Raw genomic sequence first — 21265 nt, forward strand, 5'->3', positions numbered from 1 at the left:
TCCTGGAGGGGTTACTATGAGTAAATTATTGGAAAGTAAAGTTGCTCTTGTTACAGGCGCGGCGAGTGGAATTGGTTTAGAAATTGCACGTGAATTCGCTAAAGAAGGCGCAAAAGTTGTGATTTCCGATTTGAACGAAAAAGCCGTGCAACATGCAGCTGAGGAACTTACGGAACAAGGATACGAAGTCCTCTCTGCGGTTTGTGATGTAACAAACGAAGAACAAGTAGAAAAAAGTGTCTCTAAGACACTTGAAACCTATGGACGATTGGATATTCTGGTAAACAATGCGGGGATTCAGCATGTGTCGGATATAGAAAACTTCCCGACTGATAAGTTTGAATTTATGCTGAAATTAATGCTTACTGCTCCTTTTAGTGCGACAAAAAGAGTATTCCCTTTGATGAAAAAACAAAAATTTGGCCGCATCATCAATATGGCTTCCATAAATGGTTTAATCGGTTTTGCAGGGAAAGCGGCTTATTGCAGCGCCAAACACGGTTTGATCGGTTTAACTAAAGTATCAGCATTGGAAGGAGCGGAATACGGAATTACCGTCAACGCCTTGTGTCCGGGATATATCGACACTCCATTGGTGCAAAACCAGTTAAAAGATATTGCAGAGACTAGAGGCATTTCTAAAGAAAAGGTGTTTGAAGAAGTCATTTACCCCTTGGTTCCTCAAAAACGTTTGTTAGCCGTGCAAGAAATCGCTGATTACGCAGTATTCCTCGCCAGTGACAAAGCGAAAGGCGTTACAGGGCAGGCAGTCGTAATGGACGGCGGTTATACGGCCCAATGATCTGAAAAAGCGCTATTCTTCATCTGTAGAAAAACACAATGATAATGGCGCTTTTTTTTCTAATTTCCAAATGAAAAATAAAAAGAATACAACATATAAAGGGATTTATATAAGACCAAGCCAATGTTCCTCAAGGAAAGCAGAGGTTAATCTTTGATATTTGGTATATTAACAAGACAGGCAAGCATTGAAATTCACCTTATCGGAGTCAGATTGAGTATTTTTAGTTGTATAAGATAAAGGAGGAAATCAATTGACTTTACATCATTTTATTGGGGCTGACAAAGAACTTCCTATTGGTGAGTATGGCAGAAATCCTACACTTAAGCCCATTTCTGAACTAAAAATAAAAGGAATTGATGTCAACAAACGCTCTCAAGTTAAAAAAAATCGAAAGAACAGCGAAAATTCACTTGTAAAGGTTTATGACACAGAAGAAGATGCGTACGGAATTGATATTGTTCATTTAGATCCTGGATATGAAGCAGTCAGAAACAAATTCACACATCCTTATATATATGAATTACAAGGGTACTTACACGCCAACAATACACCTGGCCAACGTAAATCTATTAAATCACTTTTTCTTTTCATTGAAAAACACTTGTCAAAAGGTGAATCAATTGAGATATATTCCTGCTTAGATGGATATGAAGATGAAGATAAAGGTGAAAGTATGGATGTCGTTATCAATTTAAATACTTTACAATTTGGAAAACATATAAAATTTAAAGATATACATCACCTTAGTCATATATTCTATTTGGAAGATAAACAATATGTATTAGTCAAGAAATAAATGAGAAAAATCCCAATTGAATAATTTTAATCCCATTTTTCAAAATGCACTTTTAATCCTTGTATGCTCAATATTCTTTGTATTTCTTTATCATCTTCAGTATCGATATAACTTTCTTCTTCATGAGAGCATGTTACCAACCACTCCTTTCCATCTTTTAAAAAAAACAAGAAATATTAACTAAACAGCATTATGGTACAGTAAATCTATATCAACAAAATGCGAATGAAAGCAGGTGAGTCCATGCCAAATAATAGTAAACCCAACAGTTTAATCACGGAGAAGTCCCCCTATCTACTCCAACACGCCCACAACCCTGTGAAATGGTTCCCTTGGGGAGAAGAAGTCTTTCAAAAAGCAAAACGCGAAAACAAGCCGGTTCTTGTCAATATCGGCTATTTGACGTGTCACTAGTGTCATAATTTGTTCTCAAAACAGGAAAATCTCTACAAAGGGTAATAAATCCTATATTTTTAGGTAATATTACCTTAATTTTAGATTAAATTCCTCAATAATCAATAAAATACATCTCTCTTTTTTGTATAATTTTGAGTGATTACATGATTAAGGAGATGTTTGCATTGTTAAAATTTTTAAGTAAGTCATTAGTTATTATGATGACGATTGTATTTAGCTTTGCTGTTTTCTCAACTTCAATGAGCCAGTCAGCACACGCTGCTGGTGGAGAATGGGTAAACTTAGGAAAAGGTTATAAAGCTAGATTTGATGAGCCTCATGATAAAAAGACTGGTAAATGGCATGTACATGTATATAATGGAAAAAAAGAAATTGCCAGTGAAAATATGGATGGAACAAGCCATGATGGAAGTCACTTATCAAAAGCACCTAAATCAGCAGTCAAGAAATTAAAGAGTACTTCTCAATGGAAAAAGTATAAGAAAAAAGAAAATCAACTTTCTGAAGCTCGAAAACAAGTACATAAAAAAAGCTGGTGGCAGATGGTAATTGATCCTACACCTCTTATTGTATTAGCTATGGCATTAGGCATTGCATTTAAATCCCTTACTATGTTTCAATGGAAAGCGATAGTAGCTTAAATTAAGAAACGGAGATAAAGGAATATGAGAACTTTAAACACGAGATTTAAACGTTTATTGAGATTAAGAGATTTTGAATTCTTTCAAGTGGAATTAAACGATGATGACAGAACTGCTTTTTTGTTATTCATTGATGAAAGATCGCTAGATTCTGAAGAAGGTAATAATGTAAAAATATTTTTAATCTCCCATTTCGAGTTATCTGATTCGTCATATCAAGATGTACTAAGTTTTAATGATGATCTTTTGGGTATGAAATATAATTGTTCATATGTAATGGACACTTTAACTGTTAAAGAGGAGTTTGATTTCGATTTCCCATTTGACATGCTTGCAATTCGAGAGTATGTTCAAGAGTTATTGTCCACTTTAAAAATCGACAAAAAACTCCCTAAATTTAAAGAAACGGATTTTAATTATTTATCTCAAGAATAGTAAGTACGTTAGATAAAAAAGAAACATCTAAGTTTAGTTTTGATTTGCCTTTTTGCAAATTGTATTTATATGGCGATCTTGATATTGTGATAAGAAAACAGCAGATTTCTGAAGAAGTCTGCTGTTTTCATTCTGTTAATCTCCCGACAATGGATTTTTTTACATTCAGTAACATGTTATTAGTGCCACGCCTATTAGAGCAGATATATCTGATAATTTGGTTTCAGACAAACTAAACGCGGTTTATTGCAGAAACAAGTTCTTTTCTTCTGAATTCGTACATGCCCATAAAAAAGAAGAAATAATACTAATGCATTTTTTTAAAACACTGCCTTCTTTCTTTTTTTAAAAAATTTCGTAAGTATTCCTAACTTCTTAAACGTCTTTTGATCTCAAATAAATTAGCATTAGTTCATGTCTAAAATCTAAAAGTTGATAATATAGGAGGACCTCTTGCTTCATTTCGACTTCTTCTAATAGAGATTCAATTTTTGACTTCTTCTTTTTGGTTTCATCAATCATGTTTTTCCTTATGGTTGTATACCATGTATTCAACTTAGATATTAAAACTTCATATGGAATCCTTTCTTTTTTATAGATATATGATTCAAGCAAATCTCACCCTACAGATTTACAAAGTTGTTCGATTTTTCACATTAATTGCACCATGTCAGATCAAAAAGTAATCTACATTTAATGCAAAAAGGTACATTTAAACTATCGCTTTGCGTTTTTTTTGCGTTAAGATTAATACTTTCATTTCTTGACAAAAATATCCCTCAAAACAGCAAAAATGCTTTCCCAAAGATATACAAGATTGCATGATATAATCAACTATAAGAAATCACCACATAAAAAGGAGAAGCTTTCATGGATAAAATAGGATCAGGGGCTTTTGCAGAAGTCAAAGCTGAAATAAACGAAAAAGGAGATGAAGTAGCTGTCAAAAGAATTCTTGAACAGTATAAAGACGATGAACATTATACTCATCGATTCAAAAAAGAAGTAGAAATGTTAAAAAAACTTAGTGGACACCCTAATATTGTTCCTTTGGTAGAAGAAAGAATTAACGAAGATAAGCAAGAATATGCATATGTTATGAAAAGAGCTAGATGTAATTTAAAAGAGTTTATGTTAGAGTCTTCTATTGAATTAACTGACAATATTAGGTTCAGTTTATTTGATCAAATAGTTGAAGCTCTTGCTTTTGCTCATTCTAAAGATGTACTACACAGAGATTTATCCCCTAACAATATATTAATCACCGACAATTTTACAGTTTGGATAGCTGACTTTGGCTTAGGAAAAGATTACGAAGCCAAATCACTAGGTGGAAAATCATCTATAGCTGGTCACGGAACAGCTGTATATGTTGCGCCCGAACAGTCCGAAAAGTTATCAAATGCAACAAAAAAAAGTGATGTATATTCACTAGGAAAGCTATTATATTTTATTTTGACTGGAAATGAACCTCCATATGTAATTACTTCAGTTGATAGGTTTGAAACACTCATAAAACGGTCTTCTTCTTATCAGCCTGAGCAAAGATTTAAAGATGCCATAGATTTTAAAGAAGAATATGAAAAGGCAAAACAAATACAAATTATTTTAGGCCAGGATGATAAATTAAACCGAACATTAGGAGAATTAATATCATCAAATCCAAAAGTTTCTTGGAATGAATTTCATGAAATAGCTATGAAATGCAATATAATTGAACATGATTGGTTTGATTTTATTGCACCTGCAATGGATACACTTAAAAATATGAACGTAATTTACGATTATGTCGAACAAATAGGAGAGGATGCTGCATTATCTTTTATTAAGCTATTTAGGGAACGATTAAAAAAAATGCCTAGCATAGGATGGCCATTTAGTGAAGATCGTAAAATTGGAGTTTTTGCTGAGAACTTTTATTATGGAAGTTATTTGTATAGTTCCATACGTAAAGAAGCTCTAGAGCTTCTCTGGGATTGGGCTGCAATAGAAGATAGATGGGCAATCCAAGATAGAATTATATCCATGATTGAGGGAAATAAAATAGATGAGGAATCGATGGCAGATCATATGGCTTATTACATGCTTCAAACTGGTAGAGCGTTTCAAAAACTAAAAACAATAAAAACTAGACTGATAAAGTCTGATTCAATTAGACGTGCAGTAATAAATCTTCAGTCAAATTTATAAAGGGATGTAAAAATGAGTATTTAACCGATAAATATTAGAAGATGATTAAAAATAAACAAAGTTTATATAGGCAATAGCGAAATAGGAGTGATTTATTCTGAAAGATTTTATAGCAACATACTCACCTTTATTCGTTGCTTTATTAACGATTTTTGGCGGTTATTTACTTGGTATTTAAATGAGAGAAGCAAAAGAAATCAGGAAGCATACATAGAAAAGAAGAGCGTTATGCTGAGCTAGTAAAAAGTATTAAAGGTTTTTATGTTAATTCCGAAAATCCAGAACTAAAATCAGTTTTTATAGATCAAGTTAACTTATGCTGGTTGTATTGTCCTGATCAAGTGATATATAAACTCTACAACTTTTTAAAAAGTGTTAAGAATAGTTCAACAGATGAACAAAAACTAAAGGCACTTGGGGAAGTATTCGTTGAAATAAGAAAAGACTTGATCAAAGATTCAAAACTGAGCTCTGATTTGAAGCCAAATGATTTTAAAATATATTCTCCGACTACTCCTAACGATTTTGCTGAGACATCAGAAGGTTACACAGAATCCGTCCAATCAAGATACTTAATAGGAATAAACTAAGTCTCATTAAGGTAAAGTAAGATTAAATCAACAAATTAAAAAACTGAAAGAAGGTGATCCAATGCCAAATAATAGTAAGCCCAACAGCTTAATCACGGAGAAGTCCCCCTATCTGCTCCAACACGCCCACAACCCCGTAAACTGGCATCCTTGGGGAAAAGAAGCCTTCGAAAAAGCAAAACGCGAAAACAAGCCGGTTCTTGTCAGCATCGGCTATTCGACGTGTCACTGGTGCCACGTAATGGCTCACGAGTCCTTTGAGGACGAAGAGATCGCCGGTATGCTAAACGATAAATTCATAGCCATCAAGGTTGATCGTGAGGAGCGGCCTGATGTGGATTCCGTGTATATGAGAATCTGCCAGCTGATGACGGGGCAGGGCGGGTGGCCGCTGAACGTGTTCGTCACCCCAGATCAGAAGCCGTTTTATGCGGGGACATATTTTCCGAAGACGAGCAAATTTAACCGTCCGGGCTTTATCGATGTGCTTGAACATCTGTCCGAAACGTTTGCGAATGACCGGCAGCATGTCGAGGATATCGCCGAAAACGCCGCCGCTCATCTTGAAGTCAAGGTTCACCCGACCGAGGGCATGCTTGGCGAACAGGCGGTTCATGACACGTATCGCCAGCTGGCCGGCGGGTTTGATACAGTGTACGGCGGGTTCGGCCAGGCTCCGAAATTTCCGATGCCGCATATGCTCATGTTTCTGCTTCGCTACTACAGCTATACGGGCAAGGAACAGGCTTTGGCCGGCGTAACCAAGACACTCGACGGCATGGCGAACGGCGGAATTTTTGACCACATCGGGTACGGCTTTGCCCGCTACTCGACTGATAATGAATGGCTCGTGCCGCATTTTGAGAAAATGCTGTATGACAACGCCCTTCTCCTGACCGCATATACAGAAGCCTACCAAGTCACGGGTAATGAGCGCTACAAACAGATTGCGATGCAGATCGTAATGTTTATTCAGCGGGAAATGACGCATGAAGACGGCAGCTTTTTCTCAGCTTTAGACGCTGATACCGAAGGCCGTGAGGGGAAATATTACATATGGTCCAAAAAAGAAATCATGAATCTTCTCGGTGATGAACTCGGCCCGCTTTACTGCAAGGTGTATAACATCACAGATCAAGGCAATTTTGAAGGCGAAAACATCCCGCACCTCATTTTCACGCGGCGTGAGGCCATCCTCGAAGAGACCGGCCTCACAGGACATGAGCTGGCCGAACGCCTTGAAGAGGCAAGAACAAAATTGCTGGAAGCGCGTGAAAACAGAAGCTATCCGCATACAGATGACAAAGTGCTGACCTCATGGAACGCGCTCATGATTACCGGGCTGGCAAAAGCCGCAAAGGTATTTCACGAGCCTGACTTTCTCAGCATGGCGGAAACAGCGATCCGCTTTCTCGAGCGGCACCTCATGCCGGACGGGCGCGTCATGGTCCGCTATCGCGAGGGCGAAGTGAAAAACAAAGGGTTTATCGATGATTATGCTTTTCTCATCTGGGCTTATCTTGAACTGTATGAAGCGGGTTTTAATCCGTCTTATCTGCAGAAAGCGAAAACGTTATGTACAAGCATGCTGGAGCTGTTCTGGGATGAACGGCACGGAGGTTTCTTCTTTACGGGGAATGATGCTGAGACCCTTCTTGTCAGGGAAAAAGAGGTTTATGACGGGGCCGTGCCTTCCGGAAACAGCGCGGCTGCCGTACAGCTGCTTCGTCTCGGCCGCCTGACGGGTGATATATCACTGATTGAAAAAGCCGAAGCGATGTTTTCCGTGTTCAAACGGGAAATAGAGGCCTATCCGAGCAGCAACGCTTTCTTCATGCAAAGCGTACTGGCACATACAATGCCCCAAAAAGAAATCGTTGTTTTCGGAAGGAAAGATGACCCGGACAGAAAACGTTTCATTGAGGCGCTTCAGGAGCATTTCACTCCCGCCTATACGATTCTCGCCGCAGAACATCCGGAAGAGCTTGCCGGCATTTCTGACTTTGCTGCGGGTTATCAAATGATCGATGGGAGGACAACGGTCTACATTTGCGAGAATTTCGCCTGCCGGAGGCCGACGACGGATATTGATGAAGCGATGAACACCTTACAAATCAGCAGCAGAGCCTAGGCGGCCTGCTGCTTTTCTTTTTTCACAAAACGGAATGCGAGCCATGCGAAGATGATATTGATCACCAGAGTCGATATGCAATCATATATTTCATAGCCGCCGGCTGCTGTTGTAAATATCGACGGAATGCCGCCGTACACCGAATGATCCTCTGTGAGAAAGATAAATAAAAACATATTATTGGCAGCGTGACCGCCAAGAGACATCTCCAGACTGCCCGTTTTAATCGTGATAAAGGTCCAGATCATGCCGATGGTGATATATCCGATTCCCGCCCAGAGAGCCCCATTATCCATCTCCGGATTTCCGAAATGAAGTGCGCCGAATAATCCGCCGATAATGACTGTCAGAACCGCCGCATTTGCCGTCAATTTTCCGGCGAACTGAAGCAGAAAACCGCGAAAGAGAAATTCCTCCGCAGAGGTTTGAATCGGCACCAACAAGACGGCCGCCGCTAACAGCAGCAGAAAACGTGAAGCATGGAATTCCTGAAGCATGAAACGATCCGGATGAATTGTAAAATCAATCAGCCCCGCGACAAACATCAGCACAACATATGTGCCGAATCCAAAGAAAATCCTCTTCCAGTTCAGCGACTGATTTGGTGTGATGATGGATAAAAACCGCCGTTTCATAATGAAACGAACCGCTATCCAAATGCCCGGAATCGCTATGAAATAGACGATATGCTGTAAATAAATATCCGCCAGCGGGTCACTTAATGCCCCCTCATCCCAATTTATCGTCAGTGAAGGATTGAAAGCGGACGTGAGAAACATATAAAACACGGTCAGTATGCTTCCGAAAAAGAACAAACCCACAATGACCAACAGAGAAAGAAGATATCTCGATACACTATTTTTTCCCTCTGCGGGCCGTACAAACGTATTCATATTTATGCATCAACTTCCTTTCCTTCAACATTTTACAATATAAACAGAAACAGATATAGGAAATGTTATATATTTTAAGAAGAAAGCGCTATGCCGTTTCCTTTGGCTCTGGTTATTTACACTCTGTTTTTGCCAAAAAAAGACCTTTATAATGTATTCGTCAGATAAATTCACAGTATTTTCTGATTACAATTGCAAAGTCAGGGGGTTTTTTATGAAACATCAGACATTCTCAAATGTAGCGAACCGATTAGACCGTCTCCCCATTTCACGTGTGCATTATCAAGTATTAACCGCTCTCGGAATCATCTATTTTTTTGATCTCGCTGATCTGTTTACGCTCAGCAACGTGGCTCCGGCGCTGATTGAGCATTGGGGCGTGAAGCTGTCCACCATTGCCGACATCACGGCCGCATCCTTCCTGGGCATGTTTTTAGGCGCGTCCATCGGCGGAAGGCTGTCCGATCGGATCGGCAGGAAAAAAGCGCTGAATTGTTTTGTCCTTGTCTTTTCGATCTCATCTTTTCTGAATGCGCTGGCATGGGACATTCCGTCCTTAATGATTTTCCGCTTCTTGACCGGTCTCGGCGTCGCGGCCGCCATGATTGTGACGAACAGCTATTTGGCGGAATTTTTTCCATCCTCTGTACGGGGAAAATACATCTCCCTTTGCGCCATGATCGGACTAATCGGCGTTCCCGTCACAAACGTTGTTTCCGCTTTTGTCATTCCTTTAGGCTCATGGGGGTGGCGGCTCGTATTCGTATGGGGGGCGGCCGGTCTCATTTATTTCTTTTTTATCCGCCGGCTTGAGGAATCGCCGCGCTGGCACGAAAATCGGGGCGCATATGATCAGGCAAACGCCATTATGAACCGTCTTGAAGCACGTGCAGAGAAAGAAAAAGGCCCGCTTCCCGCGCCAAAAGAGGCGGCAGAAGTACATACAGTGAAGCACGCAGGCTACTTAGGGCTGTTTCAGGGCAGGAATTTAAAGATCACCATCATCCTGTCAGCGGTATGGATTCTTGAAACCTTTGGCTTTTACGGCTTTGCTTCATGGGTGCCCAGCCTGCTGAAAAGCAACGGCATCACCATGGAAAAAACGCTGTGGTACAATGTGCTTCACTCTGTCGGCGCGCCGCTTGGCGCATTGCTCGGTTCCATGATATCCGAAACGTTCCAAAGGAAATGGATTCTGGCCGCAAGCGCCTTTCTGACTGCCATTGCCGGACTGTTATACGGCATGACGTTTATTCCCCTCATGATTATTGTGTTTGGGTTTGTCGTTAACGTCACGGAACGGATCTTCACCTCAAATCTATACGCCTACACATCGGAACCGTATCCTACGGAATATCGCTCGGCCGGGAGCGGGCTGGCGTATGGGCTCGGCCGTTTTTCCAACATATTCGGCTCCCTGCTCGTCGGATTTATTGCCGTTAAGCTCGGCTACATCAGCGTCTTTTTGTTCATCGGCGGCTGCTGGCTTCTATGTTCCGTTTTGTTAATCCTCTTCGGCCCGAAAACAAATGCACAGCAAATTTAATCAATAAAACAGTGCGGAATCACTCCGCACTGTTACACTGTGATTTCTATCAAATTGCCTTCCCCATCCTCTATCACGCTCTCATAATATCCGTCACCCGTCACGCGCGGGCCGCTTACAACCTGAAATCCATCATTTTTAAACGTCTCCGTCAATTCATTCACCCGCTCCTTGCTGCCTGTAGAAAATGCGAGATGCGCCCATCCGGTCATATTCTGTGACGGAACTTCATCAATGCCGCCTTTTTTCATAAGTTCCAGCCTGCATCCAGAGTCAAATGAAAGAAAATACGATTTGAAATCTTTTTTCTCATTATGATAAAGGTCATTGGCCTTGGCGCCGAAGTATTTCTCATAAAATTTTTTCATCCGCTCCAAATCTTTCACCCATATCGCTGCATGTTCAATTCGCATATGTCCGCCTCCCTTTTTTCTCAATCTATTTATAAAGCATGAAACCCATTTCAGCTCAAGACTTTTTCCGCTGAAATTGATGCATAATTTGTTTTTTAGCCGTTTCTTCGTGAAAAAACAATAAAAATGCTTCCTTACCGACCCGTTCCAAATGAAGTTCCAGGGATGGAATATTCAATGCCCGGCTGACGCTCAGATTTCCCTCGCCGATGATCTCCGCGTCCCATTTCTGTTCTTTCGCAAACTGGTACAAGCCGGCAGCCACGTCATCACTGTGCGCATAGATGGCCGTCGGCGCCTTGTCGAAACCCCAGAAGTGCTCACCCGCTCGCTTTCCGTCGTCCATATCATGGCATCCGACCAGAATGCGGGTTTCATCAAGAGAGCCGAAAACCGCCTTATATGCGGTTACCTTGTCGGCCGTACTCGGGCTTTTTTCCGCTTCCCGCACACATGTAAAAGCAACGTCTTGATGTCCGCGGTTTTTCAAATACAAAAAGCTTTCTCTGTATGCTGCCTGCCTGTCATTATAAGCGCAGGGAATCTCTTGATGCTGTGTATATTCACAAGCGACAATGGGACCGTATTCCAGGTAAGGCACGGCGGTCTCCCATTCATTCGCGCGGGACGTGACAATCAGTCCGTCAATCTTTTTCATTTTCAGCAGTTCGAAATAGGTCATCTCTATAGCGGGGTCATAGTTGGTGGGGAGAAGGGTTGTCACGTAATCATGGGCAAACGCTTCCTTCGTGATACCGTTTACAATTTTGTCAAAGCAGGGATGGTCGCTGTACGGCAAAATCACGCCGATTGTATTGGTCTTTCCGCGAATCAGATCAATGGCGGTTCGATTAGGGGTATAATCCAGCTCCTTCATCACTTGATTCACAAGACGCCTTTTCTCCTCAGATACGTACGGGTGTCGGTTTAATACGCGTGATACGGTGGCCACCGACACATTCGCCAGTTTCGCAATCTCTTTTATATTTGCCATGTGCTCCTCCATTTTCAGTGATAAAAAAGCAGCAAGAGTGGATTTCTCTTACTGCTATCTCATCATAAATCCACTGTCATTTCAACAGGGCAATGGTCAGAACCCATGATATCGGCACAAATGGCCGCTTGGCTGATCCGCTGCTTCAGTCTGTCTGAAACAATGACGTAATCAAGCCGCCAACCGATGTTTTTCTCACGTGCGTTCGTCCTGTAAGACCACCAGGAATAGGCGCCTTCCTGGTCAGGATATAAATAGCGGAATGAGTCGGTAAATCCCGCGTTCAGCAGGGCGCTGAACGCTTCCCGCTCCTGCTCCGAGAAACCGGCGTTCTTCCGGTTGGCTTTCGGATTTTTTAAGTCTATCTCCCTGTGTGCGACATTCAGATCGCCGCATAAGATCACGGGCTTTTTCCGGTCAAGCTTCTGCAGATAATCCTTAAAATCGGCTTCCCATTGAAGACGGTAATCAATTCGCTCTAATCCGCGTTTGGCATTCGGCGTATAACAGTTGACGACAAACACATGCTCAAATTCAAGCGTGATCACCCGTCCTTCTTGATCATGGTCGTCAATCCCCAGTCCATAGAGCACGTGCAGCGGCTTTTCTTTCGAAAAAACAGCCGTGCCTGAGTAGCCTTTTTTCACCGCATAGTTCCAATAGGCGTGATATCCTTCAGGCTGTAATGATACTTGTCCGTCCTGTACTTTTGTTTCTTGCAGACATAGAATATCCGCTGCCGTTTCCTGAACGTAAGTATTGATATCTATTTTTTTCATCACGGCACGCAAGCCGTTTACATTCCAAGAAATCAGTTTCATGTGATCCCTCCTGTCCGGCTCAGCCGGTATTCCAGTGTTTCAATGTTTCCGCCCTCTAATGCCAGCAGCTGCTTTTTCATTTCTAAACCGCCTCTGAATCCGGTCAGTTTCCCGTTTTTTCCGATGACGCGATGGCACGGAACCGTAATCAATACCGGATTTTTTCCAATCGCAGCGCCCACGGCTCTTACGGCTGCCGGTTTCTGAATCATTTTTGCTATATCCGAATAGGAGTATGTCTCGCCGTACGGTATGTCCATAAGCGCTTTCCATACAGCAAGCTGAAATTCTGTCCCGTAAAGATCCAACGGCACGGAAAAAGCTGATCTGCCATTTTCAATGTACTCGGACAGCTCTACCGTGTAAGGCGCCAGCTTTTCATCATCACGTGCCAATCGGTATTGCGGCAGTGATTTTTTTGCCCACTGCTCAAGCTCTTCAAAGCTTCCATGATTTGACCCTATAAAGCAAAGCCCCTTAGATGTGGCGGCTGTATACAGGCTCCAATCATTCCGTGTGAAGAGTGTCCAATAGATCATAGGCTCTTTACTCATATTGAACCTCCCTGTCCCATCTTGGCTGTTTTTCTGTATTCTGTGGGCGAACTCCCGGTTCTCTTTTTAAAAAGGGTCGCGAAATGCGCTGTGTTTGGAATTCCGACAGTCAGAGCGATCTCCATGACTGTCATATCAGTATGCTTTAAAAGGTGCTCCGCCTTCGACAATCTTATTTTCTGTATATACGCAATCGGGGATATTCCCCTGATTTTTTTAAATGTCCGCTGTAAATGATAGGGGCTGCCGTGACACATTTCGGCCAATACGCTCAGAGTCAGGGATTCGTGATAATGGCGGTCAATGTACTCAGTGATTTGAGCAATCCATTCTTCATCAGGAAGACGAAGACCGTTCGGCCGGCACCTTTTACAGGGTCGAAAATGTCTCTCGAGCGCTGCATCAGCCGTATCAAACACCAGCACGTTTTCTTTATTCGGAACTCTCGATTTACAAGAAGGCCGACAGAAAATCCCCGTCGTTTTTACTGCATAATAAAATGCCCCGTCATAAGAAGCATCATTGTGTATGATTGCGCTCCACCTTTCATCAGTCAGGATATTTCTGTCTGTCTCCATCTCAGCCACCCCCTGTTCTTCAGTATAAACAAAATCATTGCATAAGTACGCGTTTTTGAATAGAGGAGCAAGATAACAAAGATAGGTGTCAGGAGCACTTCCATGTTTCATGTGAAACATTTCGGCAGGATGGAGGGGGACTGATATAAAAAAAGAGCAGGAGCCCGCAGGCTCTTGCTCTTTTTTCGGCTTACTCGCCAGTTACGTATGGAAGTAAAGCCATTTGACGTGCGCGTTTGATCGCGATAGTCAATTTACGTTGGTATTTCGCGTTTGTTCCAGTTACACGGCGAGGTAAAATTTTACCACGCTCAGAAACAAACTTTCTAAGAAGATCTACATCTTTGTAATCGATGTGCGTAATGCCGTTAGAAGTGAAGTAACAAACCTTACGGCGTTTCGCACGACCGCCTCTGCGTCCTCCTGCCATTGTCATTTCCCACCTTTCTCGTTATGAATATAGCGATAATCTATTAGAACGGAAGATCATCATCCGAGATGTCAATCGGCTTGCCGTCGTTGGCAAATGGATCATCATTAAAGCTGTTCCCTTGATTTCGTCTCTGGTTGTTCTGATTTCCGCCGAACGGATTATCATTTTGGCCTCCGCCAAAGTATTGGCCTCCGCCGCTGTTTCCTTCGTTGTATCCGCCTGATCCAGAACCGCCGCTGTTTTTAGGCTCAAGAAATTGAACACTTTCAGCTTGGACTTCTGTCACGAAGACACGCTGTCCCTGCTGGTTTTCATAATTTCTTGTCTGGAGTCGGCCGTCTACGCCGGCAAGGCTTCCTTTTTTAAGAAAGTTTGCAACGTTTTCGGCTTGTCTTCTCCAAGTGACACAATTAATGAAATCGGCTTCACGTTCTCCGGACTGGTTCGTGAATGTACGATTCACAGCAAGAGTAAACGTGGCGACAGCCGCACCGCTTGGCGTATAACGAAGCTCTGGGTCTTTTGTCAGTCTTCCGACTAATACAACTCGGTTAAGCATATGAAAGACCACCTTTTAACATTATATATTTCAAATTGCTTATTCTTCTTCTTTAACAACGATGTGGCGAATGATATCGTCACTGATCTTAGCTAAACGGTCGAATTCAGCAACCGCTGCAGCTTCAGACTGAACGTTTAAGATTTGGTAGAAACCGTCACGGAAATCGTTGATTTCGTAAGCAAGACGACGTTTACCCCAATCTTTTGTTCCAGTGATCTCCGCTCCGTTAGAAGTCAATACGTTGTTGAAACGCTCGATAACTGCCTTCTTTGACTCTTCGTCAATGTTCGGACGGATAATGTACATAACTTCGTACTTTTTCATCTGTTTGCACCTCCTTTTGGTCTAAGCGGCCCTATAATGGGCAAGGAGCAATAATTCTATTACTCACAAGTTTATATTATACCAAAGCTCTTGTCCCTTTACAACTGTGTCCTATACATTAAATCGGAAATGAATGACATCTCCGTCTTGGACTACATATTCCTTACCTTCCAGACGCACTTTTCCGGCTTCTTTCGCTCCGGACATTCCGCCGCCTGCCAAAAGGTCTTCATAAGCAACCGTTTCAGCGCGGATAAAGCCGCGTTCAAAATCAGTGTGGATGATACCCGCACACTCAGGAGCTTTCATGCCTTTTCTGAATGTCCATGCGCGCACTTCCTGTTCGCCCGCCGTAAAGTATGTCGCAAGGCCGAGAAGAGAGTATGACGCTTTAATCAGCTGATCAAGACCTGATTCTTCGATGCCGAGCTCCTCAAGGAACATTTGCTTTTCTTCGCCTTCCAATTCAGCAATTTCAGACTCAATTTTCGCGCAGACGACGATAACTTCGGCGTTTTCACCCGCGGCGTACTCCCGGATTTTCGCAACATATCCATTATCTGAAGGATCAGCCACTTCATCCTCGCTTACATTTGCTACATAAAGCACGGGTTTTGACGTAAGCAAATGAAGCTGCTTCACAAGCTTTTGCTGTTCTTCCGTAAATTCAACGGAACGGGCAGGCTTTTCTTGTTCGAAAGCTTCTTTTAATTTAGACAGAATGTCAAATTCAAAAACCGCTTCTTTGTCTTTTTGCTTAGCAAGCTTGCTTACACGCGTGATGCGTTTTTCGACTGTCTCCATGTCGGCAAGAATCAATTCAAGATTGATCGTTTCAATATCGTCAATCGGATCGACTTTCCCTGACACGTGCGTAATATTGTCATCAGCGAATGCGCGTACAACGTGGCAGATCGCATCTACCTGACGGATATGAGAAAGAAACTTATTTCCGAGTCCTTCACCTTTTGATGCGCCTTTTACGATCCCCGCGATATCAGTGAATTCAAACGCAGTCGGCACCGTTTTTTTCGGGTTCACCAATTCAGTCAGCTTTTGCAGACGTTCATCCGGCACTTCCACGATTCCCACGTTCGGATCAATTGTACAGAACGGGTAGTTGGCTGATTCGGCACCAGCCTGGGTAATTGCATTAAATAACGTCGATTTTCCGACATTCGGCAAACCGACAATTCCAGCAGTTAAAGCCATTCTTTCATCTCCTCTATATCAAACCATCATCGTATAAACGTATTGTAACCTAGAGCAATTATAAGGAGGTTCATAGGAAAAGACAAGCTGAGAAAAAAGCATTTCCCGCCCTCTCTCTCCTTAGATTATCCTTTTTTAACCGCTACCAGACAGTCAAAAAGCGTACTTCCCATTCCATTATCAGAATTTGAATCCTTTGTGAGCATGTTGACGGAGCCTCCGAATGCCGCCCACATGCCTTCATCTATATTCACCGTCTTCGGGTGAGCCTGCTTCATGATTTTCACCCTGCCGCGCAGACGGCCGCGGTCATTGTATACCTCTGCCGTATCTCCGTCTTGAAGTGAAAGCTCCTCGGCGATATCCGGAGACAGATCCACCTGAATCTGCTGAAGCTTTTCAATAAACGGCACGTGCTGTGAATGATTGGAGCGCTGCGGGTGAATGGACAGCAGCGTATACGGATATTTCCCCGCCAGTCCGGCGTCATGATAAACAGACTCCTCCGGCACTTCCAATTGAGGGAGGCCGCTGTATCCTTTCTCTTCTGCCAGTGACGAGACGAATTCAAATTTTCCGCTCGGGGTTAAAAATTGAAAATCACTCCACGGAACCTGTTTGACCGGAAGCGGCATATGTCCTTTTTCCTTTAATTGCTCAAGGGTGATTCCTTCTTTCTCCAAAGAAGAGAGCCCCATTTTTAAGAAATCTTCCGTACTGTAATCAAAGAGCTCCCCGAATCCGAGACGCTTTGCGAGTTCCGTCCAGATCCAGCGGTCTGATTTTGCCTCTCCCTGCGGTTCCGCAAGCTTCTTGCCATATTGAACATAGTGATGATACATGCTGGAATAATAAATATCTTCCTCTTCGAAAACAACGGCCGTCGGCAGCACATAGTCACAGAGCTTCGCCGTATCGGTCATGACAGAATCAATGGCCACTGTGACCGGTGTTTTTTCAAATGCTTCCTTCACTTTTTTTGTATTCGGCACCTGTGTCAGCGGATTGCCGCACGTCACGATGATCATCTCAATCGGCGGATCGGCTGCATTCAGCGCCTCTTCGGCTTGAGTCATCATCGAAAACGTTCTCGAACTTTTCTTCAGATCAGGACGGGTGAGCTCAGCCTTTGCAAAGCTTTCACCGACTTGCACATTTCCGAAGTTTGCGCCGCCGCCTTTGATACCGACATTTCCGCTCGCCGCAGCTAAAGCGTCAATCCACCGTATCGTCCCGCCCCCGTTTTTATATCTCTGCATCCCAAGACCCATAAAAGTGGAGGCGGGACCGTCAGCATATAAATCAGCAAGATATTCAATCACTTCTAAAGACGTTTCTGTTTTCTCAATGATCTCCTCAATAGAAATCGTCTGCAGAAGCTTTTCTATTTCTTCAAAACCGACCGAATGCCTTTGAATGAAATCGGAATCGGTTCTGCCGGTTTGGCATAATACTTTTAAAACACCCGCCGCAAGCCAGCCATCCATGCCGGGTTTAACGGATATATACCGATCGGCAAGCTTGGCAGTCGGGTTAAAAATAGGATCAATGACCGTCAGTGTCGCTCCTTTTTTCTTCACCTGCTGCAGATGATGATAGAGGTGCATATTCGTCCGGGACACGTTTCTGCCCCATACGATCACATGCTTGCTGTGATAAATATCAAGCGGTCCATGCCCGTAAGAACGCCCGAAATCCCAGCGCTGCGCTTCAATGCCGGAACCCCAGCAAATGCTGCCCGCAATCTCCGTCACACCGCCGTATCCATTGAAAAAACGCTGGTCGAGCGCCTTCAAAAGACCGTTATTGGCGTAATCATGACTGTGCAGCACTGCGGCAGTGCCCAACGTCTCCTTAATCACCGCCATTTTTTCAGCAATTTCATCTAACGCCTGCTCCCAGGAAATGCGGACAAATTCGCCGTCTATCTTTTTTAAAGGAAAACGAAGCCGTTCCGGCGCATTCGTTTTCGCCTCCAGCATTCTGCCACGGCCGCAAATTTTCCCTTCCGTAATGGGATGATTCGGGTCTCCGTCTACTTTCGTCACCTTTCCATCCTCAACTGTCACCAAAAAGCCGCAGCTGTCCCAGCAATTCAGCGGGCACGCTGACTGATGCACTTTGCTCATCGGGCCTCTTCCTCTCCTCTATATGAAAAAGCATGAGCGCCAGCCCTTATGATGCAGGCTCCTCATGCTTGACGAGTACTTTTTTCAGCTTTCTCTCAAAATCTCTTCTCGGAATCATGACACTGTGGGAACAACCCGTGCATTTAATCCGAATATCCATTCCCATCCGAATGATTTTCCACCTGTTTTCACCGCAAGGATGCGGTTTCTTCATTTCAACAATATCATTCAGGCCAAAGTCTTTATCCGCCAAGACCCTTCACCTCTCTCCATAGACTGCTTTATTTATTGTACAAAAAAAGACAGGATAAGAGCAACGGCCGCACTCAAAATGAGCATTATACTTTTTTCCATCTCCCTAAAATAGGGTAAAGAAGAAGACATACCAGCAAATAAAGACTTAAAAGCCCGTAAATGGGATATAAAATCGCGATCAAATCTGAAAAACCGATTGTCGTAAAAGGCACCATCACAGCTAAAAGAAGAGATACGAGCGTCCATCTCGGCAATTTCACAAATGCAAGCATGCGGCTGGACAGCCCGAACAGACCGGTCACGGTTGTCGTATAGATGGCTAAAAAAAGCACGGCGGCCATACAAAGAAATAACGGATAAGGAGCGCCTTCAAGGACGGCGAAAAGAGGAATCTCATATTGTGTAAGACTGCCTGAAAGCTGTACAAGCGTTTCATTGTAAACAAATGAAATCATACCGAAAATCAGCCCGCTTGCAACGCTTGCGATTTTCGCTTCTCCCAGTCCCTTCATATCTTTTCCGATTGAAGAAAGAACAGCGACAACAGAAAGGATGTTTAAGGACGTGAAGGTAATGCTTGCCGGCCAATTATACTGGCGGGTCAAATCTATCGTCCACGTGTAATGATGGGTTGTCTGAAAAAAGACCAATGCATATAACAGCCCCGCTACAAGAATCGGTATCAAAATACTATTCAGAGATAGTATTCCTTTTATATCCCAAAAGAATAAACCGACAGTCACAATGCAAAGAAGAAAAATACCGATCCAAAATGGCAGCTTGTACATTTGCAGCGTCACACCGCCGCCGGCAATCATAACCATCGTCATTGAAAACAAATAAAACATAATAAGCACATCATAGACTTTAGCAAGAGCCGGCCCCATCAGATGCTCAAGCACAGGTAAAAAGTGCGTTGATTGAACCCGATAGCTGATCTTCAACACAATATAAGCCGAAATCGTAAACATGACTGTAAACAATACAATAGCCAGTCCGCTTTCGACACCGAAAAACTGCCATATTTCCTGCCCGCTTGCATATCCAGCCCCAATCTGGCTGCTTAATATGAGCAGCATCCACTTCATCCCGGCTCTCCACACCCTCATCACCTCATAAAATTTCAGATAATCTCCGCATATTGCTACTATATTGAGTGACAGCGGCAATCATTCATACAAAAGGGACAAATATGGTATGATAACGACGATTGACTATTCTGAAAAATTCACTTATGCAAGGAGCTCAAACCATGTACATCAGGCGTTTAACCGCAAATGATACCCAGCCTTATTCCGATATCAGGCTCAAAGCTTTAAAAGATCACCCGGACGCATTTGCCGTCAGCTACGATGAGGAGAAAGAATGGCCGTCCGAAAAATTTAAAGCCAGGCTTGAAGCCGACAATGCCATCGTGCTTGGCGCCTTTGAAATAGACAGACTGATAGGAATCCTCAAGATCTCCAAGCATCCGCTGTTTAAACTAAGACACATTGCGGTTATCGGTTCTATGTATATTTCCCCCAAACACCGAGGGTCAGGCGCGGGAAAAGCTTTAATGACGGAAGCCATCAGCCGAGCAAAAAAGATGAAGGACACAGAACAGCTCCATCTCTCTGTTACCTCAACAAATGAACCCGCAATAAAACTCTACACTCAGTTAGGATTTATCCTCTTCTCTACAGAAAAAAGAGCGCTGAAATTAGATCATCAGCGATATGTTGATGTAAATCAAATGGTATTATTTCTTTCATGAACTTAGAGAACAATCGCTCTGGGTTCTTTTTTCTATCCCGCTCTTTTCAAACAACCGGCATGCTGATCACGACATAAGCATAAAAAAAGGAAGCGCTGGATATACTGTAAACAACCATACAACACCAAAAACAACAATGTAATACTCGTATGACATGACAAGGAAGTGAACCTTATGAATCGAAAAGGCGGGCTTTTTTCTCAAGAACGGGCAAAACAATATGTATCTCATACGGATTCTTCTGCTGCGAATCAAATACAAGCGATCCTTACTTCATCTTTACGTAAAGCAGCCGGCAGACCGTTAGTCACCGTGTGTATCGGCACAGATCGGTCGACCGGAGATTCATTAGGTCCGCTCGTAGGAACAAAGTTAGAAAAAATGAATTTAGGCAGATTGCACGTTTACGGCACGCTGTCAGATCCTGTTCACGCCGTCAATATGAAAGACAAGCTGAAAGATATTCAACATCTACATAAAAATCCGTTTATTATAGCGGTTGATGCTTGTTTAGGCCGCGTCAAAAGCGTAGGGTCATTTCAAATCGGCGATGGGCCGCTGAAGCCCGGAGCAGGTGTTCAAAAAGATCTTCCTGAAATCGGTGACGTCCATATCAATGGAATCGTCAATGTCAGCGGGTTTATGGAGTATTTTGTCCTGCAGAATACGAGGCTTCATCTTGTTATGAGCATGGCAAATGTTTTAGCAGAGGGGTTACAGCTGACAGATAAATCAGAAGGCCGGCAGGAACGGCTCAGTCCGTTTCATAAGTTGACAAGACGTATATAAA

Annotated in this window: 23 protein-coding genes and 1 pseudogene; 10 read left to right on the forward strand and 14 right to left on the reverse strand. The window is 42.9% G+C overall.

Annotation, left to right across the window (positions count from 1 at the left end; translation table 11 throughout):
• Nucleotides 1–16 precede the first annotated feature (16 nt).
• From ACKTRM_RS19235 to ACKTRM_RS19255, 5 genes and pseudogenes are all read left to right on the forward strand, one after another.
• Nucleotides 17–802 (forward strand): 3-hydroxybutyrate dehydrogenase, encoded by a 786-nt coding sequence (locus ACKTRM_RS19235; protein WP_023357230.1) that lies wholly within the window; start codon nt 17–19, stop codon nt 800–802.
• Between the two features lie 253 nt (nt 803–1055).
• The gene (locus ACKTRM_RS19240; protein ID WP_012118926.1) at nt 1056–1601 is read left to right on the forward strand and encodes a hypothetical protein; all 546 of its coding nucleotides are present in this window, start codon (nt 1056–1058) and stop codon (nt 1599–1601) included.
• A gap of 243 nt (nt 1602–1844) precedes the next feature.
• Nucleotides 1845–2012: pseudogene (locus tag ACKTRM_RS19245) on the forward strand (DUF255 domain-containing protein); the annotation flags it as partial.
• Nucleotides 2013–2182: 170 nt separating this feature from the next.
• Nucleotides 2183–2659, forward strand: coding sequence for a hypothetical protein (locus tag ACKTRM_RS19250; protein WP_023357232.1), 477 nt, complete (start codon nt 2183–2185; stop codon nt 2657–2659).
• A gap of 87 nt (nt 2660–2746) precedes the next feature.
• A complete protein-coding gene (locus ACKTRM_RS19255) occupies nt 2747–3094 on the forward strand; it encodes a hypothetical protein (protein ID WP_041482283.1) in 348 nt (115 codons plus the stop codon).
• 375 nt (nt 3095–3469) lie between these two features.
• On the opposite strand, the gene ACKTRM_RS19260 is transcribed toward ACKTRM_RS19255, so the two are convergent.
• Nucleotides 3470–3709: a RapH N-terminal domain-containing protein gene (locus ACKTRM_RS19260; protein WP_041482234.1), complete on the reverse strand. Its 240-nt coding sequence runs from the start codon at nt 3707–3709 to the stop codon at nt 3470–3472.
• Between the two features lie 255 nt (nt 3710–3964).
• On the opposite strand from ACKTRM_RS19260, the gene ACKTRM_RS19265 reads away from it, so the two are divergent.
• Both ACKTRM_RS19265 and ACKTRM_RS19270 read left to right on the forward strand, forming a co-directional pair.
• Nucleotides 3965–5284: a serine/threonine-protein kinase gene (locus ACKTRM_RS19265; protein ID WP_012118930.1), complete on the forward strand. Its 1320-nt coding sequence runs from the start codon at nt 3965–3967 to the stop codon at nt 5282–5284.
• A 651-nt stretch (nt 5285–5935) separates the two neighbouring features.
• Complete coding sequence (locus ACKTRM_RS19270; RefSeq protein ID WP_012118931.1) at nt 5936–8005, forward strand: thioredoxin domain-containing protein; 2070 nt, start codon at nt 5936–5938, stop codon at nt 8003–8005.
• On the opposite strand, the gene ACKTRM_RS19275 is transcribed toward ACKTRM_RS19270, so the two are convergent.
• Nucleotides 8002–8898, reverse strand: a complete 897-nt coding sequence (locus ACKTRM_RS19275; protein ID WP_012118932.1) for a CPBP family intramembrane glutamic endopeptidase — start codon at nt 8896–8898, stop codon at nt 8002–8004. The genes ACKTRM_RS19270 and ACKTRM_RS19275 overlap by 4 nt on opposite strands.
• 214 nt (nt 8899–9112) lie before the next feature.
• Between ACKTRM_RS19275 and ACKTRM_RS19280 the strand changes: the two genes are divergently transcribed.
• Nucleotides 9113–10444 (forward strand): MFS transporter, encoded by a 1332-nt coding sequence (locus ACKTRM_RS19280; RefSeq protein WP_012118933.1) that lies wholly within the window; start codon nt 9113–9115, stop codon nt 10442–10444.
• A 32-nt stretch (nt 10445–10476) separates the two neighbouring features.
• On the opposite strand, the gene ACKTRM_RS19285 is transcribed toward ACKTRM_RS19280, so the two are convergent.
• The 12 genes from ACKTRM_RS19285 to ACKTRM_RS19340 all read right to left on the reverse strand — a co-directional run bounded on the left by ACKTRM_RS19285 (nt 10477) and on the right by ACKTRM_RS19340 (nt 19828).
• Nucleotides 10477–10857: a VOC family protein gene (locus ACKTRM_RS19285; protein ID WP_012118934.1), complete on the reverse strand. Its 381-nt coding sequence runs from the start codon at nt 10855–10857 to the stop codon at nt 10477–10479.
• Between the two features lie 55 nt (nt 10858–10912).
• Nucleotides 10913–11851: a LacI family DNA-binding transcriptional regulator gene (locus tag ACKTRM_RS19290; protein ID WP_012118935.1), complete on the reverse strand. Its 939-nt coding sequence runs from the start codon at nt 11849–11851 to the stop codon at nt 10913–10915.
• Nucleotides 11852–11913: 62 nt separating this feature from the next.
• Entirely contained in the window at nt 11914–12672 is a 759-nt protein-coding gene (xth, locus tag ACKTRM_RS19295; protein ID WP_012118936.1) for an exodeoxyribonuclease III, read from the reverse strand.
• A complete protein-coding gene (locus ACKTRM_RS19300; protein ID WP_012118937.1) occupies nt 12669–13226 on the reverse strand; it encodes a methylated-DNA--[protein]-cysteine S-methyltransferase in 558 nt (185 codons plus the stop codon). The genes xth and ACKTRM_RS19300 overlap by 4 nt, the downstream gene beginning before the upstream one ends.
• Nucleotides 13223–13804 (reverse strand): bifunctional transcriptional activator/DNA repair enzyme AdaA, encoded by a 582-nt coding sequence (locus tag ACKTRM_RS19305; protein ID WP_012118938.1) that lies wholly within the window; start codon nt 13802–13804, stop codon nt 13223–13225. The genes ACKTRM_RS19300 and ACKTRM_RS19305 overlap by 4 nt, the downstream gene beginning before the upstream one ends.
• A 190-nt stretch (nt 13805–13994) precedes the next feature.
• Nucleotides 13995–14234: a 30S ribosomal protein S18 gene (gene rpsR, locus ACKTRM_RS19310; protein WP_004392983.1), complete on the reverse strand. Its 240-nt coding sequence runs from the start codon at nt 14232–14234 to the stop codon at nt 13995–13997.
• A 43-nt stretch (nt 14235–14277) separates the two neighbouring features.
• On the reverse strand, nt 14278–14796 hold the full coding sequence (gene ssbA / locus ACKTRM_RS19315) for a single-stranded DNA-binding protein SsbA (RefSeq protein WP_004392979.1): 519 nt from the start codon (nt 14794–14796) through the stop codon (nt 14278–14280).
• A 39-nt stretch (nt 14797–14835) separates the two neighbouring features.
• Nucleotides 14836–15123, reverse strand: coding sequence for a 30S ribosomal protein S6 (gene rpsF / locus ACKTRM_RS19320; RefSeq protein WP_004392977.1), 288 nt, complete (start codon nt 15121–15123; stop codon nt 14836–14838).
• A 111-nt stretch (nt 15124–15234) separates the two neighbouring features.
• Nucleotides 15235–16335: a redox-regulated ATPase YchF gene (gene ychF / locus ACKTRM_RS19325; RefSeq protein WP_012118940.1), complete on the reverse strand. Its 1101-nt coding sequence runs from the start codon at nt 16333–16335 to the stop codon at nt 15235–15237.
• 125 nt (nt 16336–16460) lie between these two features.
• Nucleotides 16461–18464, reverse strand: a complete 2004-nt coding sequence (locus tag ACKTRM_RS19330) for a molybdopterin-dependent oxidoreductase (RefSeq protein ID WP_012118941.1) — start codon at nt 18462–18464, stop codon at nt 16461–16463.
• A 46-nt stretch (nt 18465–18510) separates the two neighbouring features.
• Complete coding sequence (locus ACKTRM_RS19335) at nt 18511–18717, reverse strand: DUF951 domain-containing protein (protein WP_012118942.1); 207 nt, start codon at nt 18715–18717, stop codon at nt 18511–18513.
• A gap of 85 nt (nt 18718–18802) precedes the next feature.
• On the reverse strand, nt 18803–19828 hold the full coding sequence (locus ACKTRM_RS19340) for a YkvI family membrane protein (RefSeq protein WP_088005468.1): 1026 nt from the start codon (nt 19826–19828) through the stop codon (nt 18803–18805).
• 101 nt (nt 19829–19929) lie between these two features.
• Between ACKTRM_RS19340 and ACKTRM_RS19345 the strand changes: the two genes are divergently transcribed.
• Both ACKTRM_RS19345 and yyaC read left to right on the forward strand, forming a co-directional pair.
• Nucleotides 19930–20475 (forward strand): GNAT family N-acetyltransferase, encoded by a 546-nt coding sequence (locus tag ACKTRM_RS19345; protein ID WP_225367685.1) that lies wholly within the window; start codon nt 19930–19932, stop codon nt 20473–20475.
• A 174-nt stretch (nt 20476–20649) separates the two neighbouring features.
• The gene (yyaC, locus tag ACKTRM_RS19350; RefSeq protein ID WP_004392969.1) at nt 20650–21264 is read left to right on the forward strand and encodes a spore protease YyaC; all 615 of its coding nucleotides are present in this window, start codon (nt 20650–20652) and stop codon (nt 21262–21264) included.
• Nucleotide 21265 lies beyond the last annotated feature (1 nt).

This window comes from Bacillus sp. D7-8 (assembly GCF_052055895.1).
GTDB lineage: Bacteria > Bacillota > Bacilli > Bacillales > Bacillaceae > Bacillus > Bacillus velezensis.

Coding starts and splice junctions, on each gene's coding strand:
- ACKTRM_RS19270 (WP_012118931.1), top strand. CDS start 5,936: ATGCCAAATAATAGTAAGCCCAACAGCTTAATCACGGAGAAGTCCCCC.
- ACKTRM_RS19285 (WP_012118934.1), bottom strand. CDS start 10,857: ATGCGAATTGAACATGCAGCGATATGGGTGAAAGATTTGGAGCGGATG.
- ssbA (WP_004392979.1), bottom strand. CDS start 14,796: ATGCTTAACCGAGTTGTATTAGTCGGAAGACTGACAAAAGACCCAGAG.
- ACKTRM_RS19290 (WP_012118935.1), bottom strand. CDS start 11,851: ATGGCAAATATAAAAGAGATTGCGAAACTGGCGAATGTGTCGGTGGCC.
- xth (WP_012118936.1), bottom strand. CDS start 12,672: ATGAAACTGATTTCTTGGAATGTAAACGGCTTGCGTGCCGTGATGAAA.
- rpsR (WP_004392983.1), bottom strand. CDS start 14,234: ATGGCAGGAGGACGCAGAGGCGGTCGTGCGAAACGCCGTAAGGTTTGT.
- ACKTRM_RS19265 (WP_012118930.1), top strand. CDS start 3,965: ATGGATAAAATAGGATCAGGGGCTTTTGCAGAAGTCAAAGCTGAAATA.
- ACKTRM_RS19275 (WP_012118932.1), bottom strand. CDS start 8,898: ATGAATACGTTTGTACGGCCCGCAGAGGGAAAAAATAGTGTATCGAGA.
- ACKTRM_RS19235 (WP_023357230.1), top strand. CDS start 17: ATGAGTAAATTATTGGAAAGTAAAGTTGCTCTTGTTACAGGCGCGGCG.
- ACKTRM_RS19340 (WP_088005468.1), bottom strand. CDS start 19,828: ATGAGGGTGTGGAGAGCCGGGATGAAGTGGATGCTGCTCATATTAAGC.
- ychF (WP_012118940.1), bottom strand. CDS start 16,335: ATGGCTTTAACTGCTGGAATTGTCGGTTTGCCGAATGTCGGAAAATCG.
- ACKTRM_RS19305 (WP_012118938.1), bottom strand. CDS start 13,804: ATGGAGACAGACAGAAATATCCTGACTGATGAAAGGTGGAGCGCAATC.
- ACKTRM_RS19280 (WP_012118933.1), top strand. CDS start 9,113: ATGAAACATCAGACATTCTCAAATGTAGCGAACCGATTAGACCGTCTC.
- rpsF (WP_004392977.1), bottom strand. CDS start 15,123: ATGAAAAAGTACGAAGTTATGTACATTATCCGTCCGAACATTGACGAA.
- yyaC (WP_004392969.1), top strand. CDS start 20,650: ATGAATCGAAAAGGCGGGCTTTTTTCTCAAGAACGGGCAAAACAATAT.
- ACKTRM_RS19300 (WP_012118937.1), bottom strand. CDS start 13,226: ATGAGTAAAGAGCCTATGATCTATTGGACACTCTTCACACGGAATGAT.
- ACKTRM_RS19330 (WP_012118941.1), bottom strand. CDS start 18,464: ATGAGCAAAGTGCATCAGTCAGCGTGCCCGCTGAATTGCTGGGACAGC.